General features: G+C 62.2%; 7 protein-coding genes and 1 tRNA gene. 3 read left to right on the forward strand and 5 right to left on the reverse strand.

Annotation, left to right across the window (positions count from 1 at the left end):
• Window positions 1–36: 36 nt before the first annotated feature.
• Window positions 37–2,052: an excinuclease ABC subunit UvrB gene (gene uvrB / locus PMI38_RS20080; RefSeq protein WP_008097849.1), complete on the reverse strand. Its 2,016-nt coding sequence runs from the start codon at window positions 2,050–2,052 to the stop codon at window positions 37–39.
• A 287-nt stretch (window positions 2,053–2,339) separates the two neighbouring features.
• Here uvrB and PMI38_RS20085 point away from each other — a divergent pair, with 287 nt between their 5' ends.
• From PMI38_RS20085 to PMI38_RS20095, 3 genes are all read left to right on the forward strand, one after another.
• A complete protein-coding gene (locus PMI38_RS20085; protein ID WP_008097851.1) occupies window positions 2,340–3,536 on the forward strand; it encodes an amino acid aminotransferase in 1,197 nt (398 codons plus the stop codon).
• Window positions 3,537–3,610: 74 nt separating this feature from the next.
• Window positions 3,611–3,686 (forward strand) — tRNA-Asn (locus PMI38_RS20090).
• Between the two features lie 122 nt (window positions 3,687–3,808).
• Window positions 3,809–5,053, forward strand: coding sequence for a nucleoside deaminase (locus tag PMI38_RS20095; RefSeq protein ID WP_008097853.1), 1,245 nt, complete (start codon window positions 3,809–3,811; stop codon window positions 5,051–5,053).
• 33 nt (window positions 5,054–5,086) lie between these two features.
• On the opposite strand, the gene PMI38_RS20100 is transcribed toward PMI38_RS20095, so the two are convergent.
• The 4 genes from PMI38_RS20100 to PMI38_RS20115 all read right to left on the reverse strand — a co-directional run.
• The gene (locus tag PMI38_RS20100) at window positions 5,087–5,503 is read right to left on the reverse strand and encodes a cupin domain-containing protein (RefSeq protein ID WP_008097855.1); all 417 of its coding nucleotides are present in this window, start codon (window positions 5,501–5,503) and stop codon (window positions 5,087–5,089) included.
• 107 nt (window positions 5,504–5,610) lie between these two features.
• Window positions 5,611–6,171 (reverse strand): DUF1285 domain-containing protein, encoded by a 561-nt coding sequence (locus PMI38_RS20105; RefSeq protein ID WP_008097857.1) that lies wholly within the window; start codon window positions 6,169–6,171, stop codon window positions 5,611–5,613.
• 10 nt (window positions 6,172–6,181) lie between these two features.
• Window positions 6,182–6,787, reverse strand: a complete 606-nt coding sequence (locus tag PMI38_RS20110; protein WP_008097859.1) for a DUF4823 domain-containing protein — start codon at window positions 6,785–6,787, stop codon at window positions 6,182–6,184.
• Between the two features lie 65 nt (window positions 6,788–6,852).
• On the reverse strand, window positions 6,853–7,643 hold a 791-nt coding region (locus tag PMI38_RS20115), incomplete at its 5' end, for a GTP 3',8-cyclase MoaA (RefSeq protein WP_008097862.1).

Genomic DNA, 7,643 nt, shown 5'->3' on the forward strand with positions numbered 1-7,643 from the left:
CTTGCCGGCGATGAGGCCAGCGCAGACGACTGAAAGTCAGCTGGTAATCAACCGCTCCCGAAGCTGGGTAATCTCGTCACGCAACTGCGCCGCCGCCTCGAACTCCAGGTCACGGGCAAACTGCATCATCTTCTCTTCGAGCTGCTTGATGCGCTTGGTGATCTCACCCGGCGTGCGCAATTCGGCCTCGTAACGGGCGGCCTCCTCCGCAGCCTTGGCCATGCCCTTGCGCTTCTTGCTACGTGCCCCCGGCACGGTGGCGCCTTCCATGATATCGGTGATGTCCTTGACCACCCCCTTGGGCACGATGCCATTGGCCAGGTTGAACGCGACCTGCTTCTCCCGACGCCGTTCGGTCTCATCAATGGCCCGCTGCATCGACCCCGTCATCTGGTCGGCATAGAGGATGGCCCGGCCATTGAGGTTACGCGCGGCGCGACCAATGGTCTGGATCAGTGAGCGCTCCGAGCGCAGGAAGCCTTCCTTGTCGGCATCGAGAATCGCCACCAACGACACCTCGGGCATGTCCAGGCCCTCGCGCAGCAGGTTGATACCCACCAGCACGTCGAAAGTACCCAGGCGCAGGTCGCGGATGATCTCTACCCGTTCCACGGTGTCGATGTCCGAGTGCAGGTAGCGCACCCGCACATCGTGGTCGGCCAGGTAATCGGAGAGGTCCTCTGCCATGCGCTTGGTCAGCGTGGTCGCCAGCACCCGCTCGCCCTGGTCGACGCGCTTGCGAATCTCCGACAGCAGGTCATCGACCTGGGTCAGCGCCGGGCGCACTTCGACCTGCGGATCGACCAGGCCGGTGGGGCGCACCACCTGTTCGACTACCCGCCCGGCATGTTCCGCTTCATAGGGCCCCGGAGTGGCCGAGACAAAGATGGTCTGCGGGCTCACCGACTCCCATTCATCGAAGCGCATGGGACGGTTGTCCAGCGCCGAGGGCAGGCGGAAGCCGTATTCGACCAGGGTTTCCTTGCGCGAGCGGTCGCCTTTGTACATGGCGCCCACCTGCGGCACGCTGACGTGGGATTCGTCGATCACCAGCAGCGCATCCGCAGGCAGGTAATCGTACAGCGTTGGCGGCGGCGCCCCGGCCGGTCGCCCGGACAGATAGCGCGAGTAGTTCTCGATGCCGTTGCAGTAACCCAGCTCGAGGATCATCTCCAGATCGAAGCGGGTACGCTGCTCCAGGCGCTGGGCTTCTACCAGCTTGTTGGCCTTGTGCAGGTATTCCAGGCGGTCCTTGAGTTCGACCTTGATGCCTTCCACCGCGTCCAGCAGGGTCTCGCGCGGGGTGACGTAGTGACTCTTGGGGTAGAAGGTGAAGCGCGGCAGCTTGCGAAAGACCTCGCCCGTCAGCGGGTCGAACGCCGCGATGTTCTCTACCTCGTCGTCGAACAGCTCGATACGGATGGCTTCGAGGTCGGATTCCGCCGGGAAGATGTCGATCACGTCGCCGCGCACACGGAAGGTGGCGCGGGCGAAATCCATTTCGTTGCGGGTGTACTGCAGGTCAGCCAGGCGGCGCAGCAGTGCGCGCTGGTCGAGCTTGTCGCCACGGTCGACGTGCAGCACCATCTTCAGGTAGGTCTCGGGGCTGCCCAGGCCGTAGATGCACGACACCGTGGTGACGATGATCGCATCGCGCCGTTCCAGCAGCGCCTTGGTCGCCGACAGGCGCATCTGCTCGATGTGGTCGTTGATCGAAGCGTCCTTCTCGATGAAGGTGTCCGACGACGGCACGTAGGCTTCGGGCTGGTAATAGTCGTAATAGGAGACGAAATACTCCACCGCGTTGTTGGGGAAGAACGCCTTGAACTCGCCATACAACTGCGCCGCCAGCGTCTTGTTTGGCGCCAGCACCAAGGTCGGCCGCTGCACCTGCTGAATGACGTTGGCGATGCTGAAGGTCTTGCCCGAACCGGTCACCCCGAGCAGGGTCTGGTGCGACAGGCCGGCGTCGATGCCTTCGACCATCTGGCGGATGGCCTCGGGTTGATCGCCGGCCGGCTGGAAACGGGTGACGAGCTGGAACTCGGACATGACGGACCTCGCGGCGTTGCAGCAACTGTAAATTTAGCCAGTAGTCTATACCCAAATGCGCCCTGCCGGTGCCGGATTCAAGGCCAAGCCGAGAGCGCCTATTGCGATGGACCTGGCAATTCGACCAATGGTCGAAAAATATTTGCGCAAATTATCTGAAAAGCTGCGTCACAGTGTCGCCGTGACCGATCGGTATCACTATACTGACTCCCCGTTTGTGCACCGCTTCAGTGCATTCGGCTGGAGCGTGTACGTCCTATCACTCTCCATTCAGAGCCAAGGTAACAATGAGCCTGTTTTCCGCTGTAGAGCTGGCACCCCGCGACCCTATTCTGGGCCTCAACGAAGCATTCAACGCCGACCCGCGTACCGACAAGGTGAACCTGGGCGTGGGCGTCTACTGCAATGAGGAAGGCCGCATTCCGCTGCTGCGCGCCGTGATCGAAGCCGAAACCCAGCGTGCCGCCCAGCACGCCTCGCGCGGCTACCTGCCGATCGACGGTATCGCCACCTACGACCAGGCTGTACAGAAACTGATCTTCGGCGCCGAATCGCCACTGCTGGCCGCTGGCCGCGTGGTGACCGTGCAGGCCGTTGGCGGCACCGGTGCTCTGAAGATCGGCGCCGACTTCCTCAAGCGCCTGTCGCCCAATGCCGTGGTGGCCATCAGCGACCCGAGCTGGGAAAACCACCGTGCGCTGTTCGAGACTGCCGGCTTCCCGGTGCAGAACTACCGCTACTACGACGCACCGAGCAACGACGTCAACCGCGCCGGCATGCTCGAGGACCTGAACAACCTGCCGTCCGGCTCAATCGTCGTGCTGCACGCCTGCTGCCACAACCCGACTGGCGTAGACCTGGGCCTGGACGACTGGAAAAACGTCCTGGAAGTGGTCAAGGCCAAGGGCCACGTGCCGTTCCTCGACATGGCCTACCAGGGCTTTGGTGACGGCATCGCCGAAGACGCCTTCGCCGTGCGCCTGTTCGCCGAATCCGGCCTGGAGTTCTTCGTTTCCAGCTCGTTCTCCAAGTCGTTCTCGCTGTACGGCGAGCGCGTCGGTGCACTGTCGATCGTCACCGCCTCCAAGGACGAAAGCACCCGCGTGCTGTCCCAGGTCAAGCGCGTGATCCGCACCACCTACTCCAACCCGCCGACCCACGGCGCGACCATCGTCGCCACCGTGCTCAACAGCGACGAACTGCGCCAGATGTGGGAAGCGGAGCTGGCCGAGATGCGCGTGCGCATCCACGGTATGCGCAAGCAGATGGTCGAGCTGCTGGCCGAATACGGCGCCAAGCGCGACTTCAGCTTCGTCGGCCGTCAGGCGGGCATGTTCTCCTACTCGGGCCTGACCGTCGACCAGGTGGCTCGCCTGAAGAACGAGTTCGGCATCTACGCGCTGGACACCGGCCGCATCGCCGTTGCCGCGCTGAACCAGAGCAACATCCACGTGGTCACCAAGGCCATCGTTGAAGTGCTGTAACTGCTTGATTTAGCTGACTGAATTGCCAGAGGTGGGTTGACTTGCCTCTGGCAATCAGTAAGATAGAAGCAGATTCCGCGATAGCTCAGTCGGTAGAGCAAATGACTGTTAATCATTGGGTCCCTGGTTCGAGTCCAGGTCGCGGAGCCAAATACTGAAAAACCTCCAGTTGCGTGAGCACTGGAGGTTTTTTGCTTTTGGCGTTCTTGTGTTCCCCATGCCCTGCTCTATCGTTTACAAGCGCATCGCGCGCTCATCGACAGGGAGTCATCATGGACACCATCCAGAATGCCCAGCAGGCCGTGGACCTGGTCGCCAACCAGGCCATCCTGGCCAGCCAGCAAAGCACCTTCGCGGTCGGCGGCTGCATCGTCGACAATCAGACCGGCAACGTACTGGCCGCCCTGCACAACAACGTGCTGATGCCGTTCCCCGGCAGCACCGTGCAACCGCCCTTCCTGCCCCATGACCCGACCGCCCATGGCGAGCGACAACTGGTCGATTGGTACTTTGCCAACCGGCAGTCACTCAACCTGCCACCTCCTCAGCAGCTGACCGTCGTGACTACCCTGGACCCCTGTGCAATGTGTGCAGGCTCGTTGCTGACCGCAGGTTTCAACGTGGCGGTCAGCGCCATCGATACCTATGCCGGGATCAACTACAACAGCCAGTTCGATTTCCCGACGCTGCCGCCCGCCGTGCGCCAGCAGGCTCGGAATACGTGGGGCTACTACGCCGTCGATGCACCCATCGACCGCGCCTACCAAGGCTCGCAGGGGCCGATTTATGCCGGCCAATCGATAGACGCGGCAGCCTTCACCCTCACCGGTAGCGTATTCGATGCCAGCGTCAACACGGTGCGTGCGGCGAGCAACAACAGCGGCCTTGCGCCTTCCGAACTGAAGGATCCGAGCACCTTGCCTGCCAATAGCAAAGTGCGCCAGGCGCTCAGCGCGTTGAGCCCTTGGGCGCTGCAGGTCAAGAGCACGAACCCGCGCATGCCAGGCCAGGAACTGGCAAAGCCGCTCATTCAAACCGCCCAGCAGGCCGACACGCCAAATGCCGTGGCCTTGCTCGACCCGTTCGGTAACCTGCTGGCCTGCTTGGGCGGGGTGGAAAACCAGTCGCCCATCCGTACCGCGTTCATGGAGACCACGCGCAACTACGCGATCATGCGCTGGACCCTGATGAACGACGCAGACCCAGTGGTTCGCCAGCAGGCCAATGACTACTTGACCCACCCCAAGTACGGCACCTTTGTTTTCCTCTACATCCCCGACCCGAGCACCAGCCAGGCGGTGATGACCTTGGGCGCGTACGGCTCGACCATGGAGGGCGCCGTACCGCAGTCGTTCCCCTCCAACCTGCAATATGTCCTGCTGCCAGACGGCACCACGGCGCAGGCGGTCGCGCAACTGGCGCTGAGCCTGCCACCCTTCTACACCCAGAGCGTGCAAGTCGCACCCAGCCAGGTACTGGACCCCGAACTGGTCAACGCCGTGCAAGCCTTGCTCTAGTCACGACCACCCCGCCGTTCGCGGCGGGGTGCTTCATTGCGCCAGGGGCAAAGTCACTGGCTTGCCTTCATCCACCAGGCTCCAGACCAGCAACTTGGCAGGCTTGGTCTTGCTGGCGTTGCGCGACACGCTGTGCACGGTACCCGGCGCTTCGTACCAGTAATCACCCGCCTTGTAGGTCTTTTCCGGCTCATCGTTGAGCTTTGATACCACTGCCCCTTCCAGCACATAGGCCATCACCGCACCGGGATGCTGGTGCGCGGGCGATGCCTGGCCGGGCGCATAGCTGACGGTAAGCATCACCGCTTGCTTGCCGGGGGCATTCGAAGGCTGTTTTTCCTGCAGGACCTTGACCTGGTCAGGCACGTCACCGTGCGCCCAGGCATTGGATTGACCAGCGAGCAAGCCGATGCTGAAGAGCATGGCAAAAGGAAGATACGAGGGTTTCATGGGGCTTCTCCTGATTGGCAACTGCCTGCAGGTTAGGCCCGGGGCCACGAGAGGCAAACGGCCAATTCGAGGAAAAAACAGGGGGCCGCTTCACAGCCCCCAGGGTTTCAGCAATTACGCCCGATGGGATAAAACTCGCCATGGCTCCATACACCCAGCCATTCCTCGCCATCAATGACACGCGGGACCGCCAGCTCGACCAGCTGGTAGAACACATTGCGATGGATCAATGCTTCGAGATTAGTGCGCATCAGCACATACGGTGACGGCTCCTGGGTGACGGGATCGATCTCCACCCGCAAAGGATTAGCCGGGCCCGCCTCGACCTGATCCTCGACATTACTGGTAAAGCTCAGCACCTGTTGCTCACCACTGCCCTGCACGTCCAGGGTCACGGCAACGAAAGGTGCATCGTCGACACGGATGCCCACCTTCTCGACCGGCGTGATCAGGAAGTAGTCGTCCCCATCACGACGGATGATCGTGGAGAACAAGCGCACCATCGGCTTGCGACCGATCGGTGTGCCCAGGTAGTACCAGGTACCGTCACGGGCAATGCGCATGTCGATGTCGCCGCAAAAATCCGGATTCCACAGATGCACCGGCGGCAGGCCCTTGTGCTTGGGTATCTGTGCCAGTAGATCATTGGCCTTGCCGGAATCCGTCATCGCGCTCGCCTCACTCACTCATCCCCAGAAGGCTACGAGCGTACTCGCGCATGGGTGCGCCAAGCAAATCCTGGGGCGAATTGTCGTGGAACGTCAACAATCCGCCACGGCTCTTGATCCGTGCGGTATCGATCAGGTAACGGGTACTGGTTTCGATCAGCATCATCTGTACGACCCCTGTATCCCAGCCCAAGCGATCGACCGCCTGTTCGTCATACCATTCATCGCCGTTGCCAATACGGTCGTCGGTGCGAGCGAAACGGGTATACAGCACGTAGTCGGCACCGACCGCACGCGCCTCGGCAATCGCCTGCTCCAGGCCCAATGGGCCCTGGGCGCGACGCACCAGCGGGAAGTACTCGACGAAACTCTTGAACGCCTCTTCGGCCACTACGTTCTGCTGCGGCAGCGGGCCTTTGCCCGGTGGCACGAACGCGCCCTGGCCAATGAAGATGAACGAGTCGGGCTGCAGGCGAATCGAGAGGGAGCGGCGAGTATCGCTGTGGTCCAGCAGGCCGGCATCGCTCATGTGATAACGGACGCCTTCGCCCATATCGCTGACATTCATGCAGCCACCCAGCGCCAACAGCGCCAGGGGCAAGACCAGGCTACGCATCTTTCCTCCAATGGCCGGCGACGAAAAACCGGCGAATAGCTGGCGGATGCAGCTTTTGCGCCAGATCAGCCGCCAATCACCTTCATCACTGTCACACCCCCGGAAAACGCCAGCTCCTGCTTATCGGCCAAGGCCTTGACCAGCAAGCGCTGCAACGCAGGCAGTGCCTCGTGACGTGGCTTTTCCAGCAGGTCGCCGACAAAGTGACGATTGCTCGACGACAGGCAGCCATGCAGCCAACCGGTGGACGATAGCCGCAAGCGCGAACAGGTGCGGCAGAACGGCACGCTTTCGTTGGCAATTACACCGAAATGGCCCTTGCCGGGGATCTGGTAGCGCAGCGCGGTGGCATCCAGGGGGGCCTGGGCCTGCCGGTAATCGTGCGCCTGGCCGATCAGGCCGAGCAAATGGTCAAGCCCCACGAATTGCTGCAGGAACGCATTGTGATCGCGGGCCAGGTGGCCCATGCGCATCAGCTCGATGAAGCGCAGCTCAAAACCGCGCTCAAGGCAGTAATCGAGCATTGGCAGCACCTGGTCCAGGTTCTGCCCCCGCATCGGCACCATGTTCACCTTGATCTGCATGCCCATGTCCCGGGCCTGTTGCATGCCGGCGAGCACGCTGGCCAGATCGCCGCCGCGGGCGATACGGCGGAAGGCCTGGGGGTCGAGGGTATCGAGTGAAACGTTCAGGCGGCGAATGCCGGCCGCAAGCAGTTGCGGCAGCTTGCGCGAGAGCAGCTGGCCATTGGTGGTCAGGGTGATGTCTTCAAGGTCGAGCCTGGCGACGCCGGCAAGAAATGCATCCAGCCTCGGGCTTACCAGAGGCTCCCCCCCCCCCCCCCCCCCCCCCCCCC

It is taken from the genome of Pseudomonas sp. GM84, assembly GCF_000282535.1.
In the GTDB taxonomy this organism is placed as follows: Bacteria; Pseudomonadota; Gammaproteobacteria; order Pseudomonadales; family Pseudomonadaceae; genus Aquipseudomonas.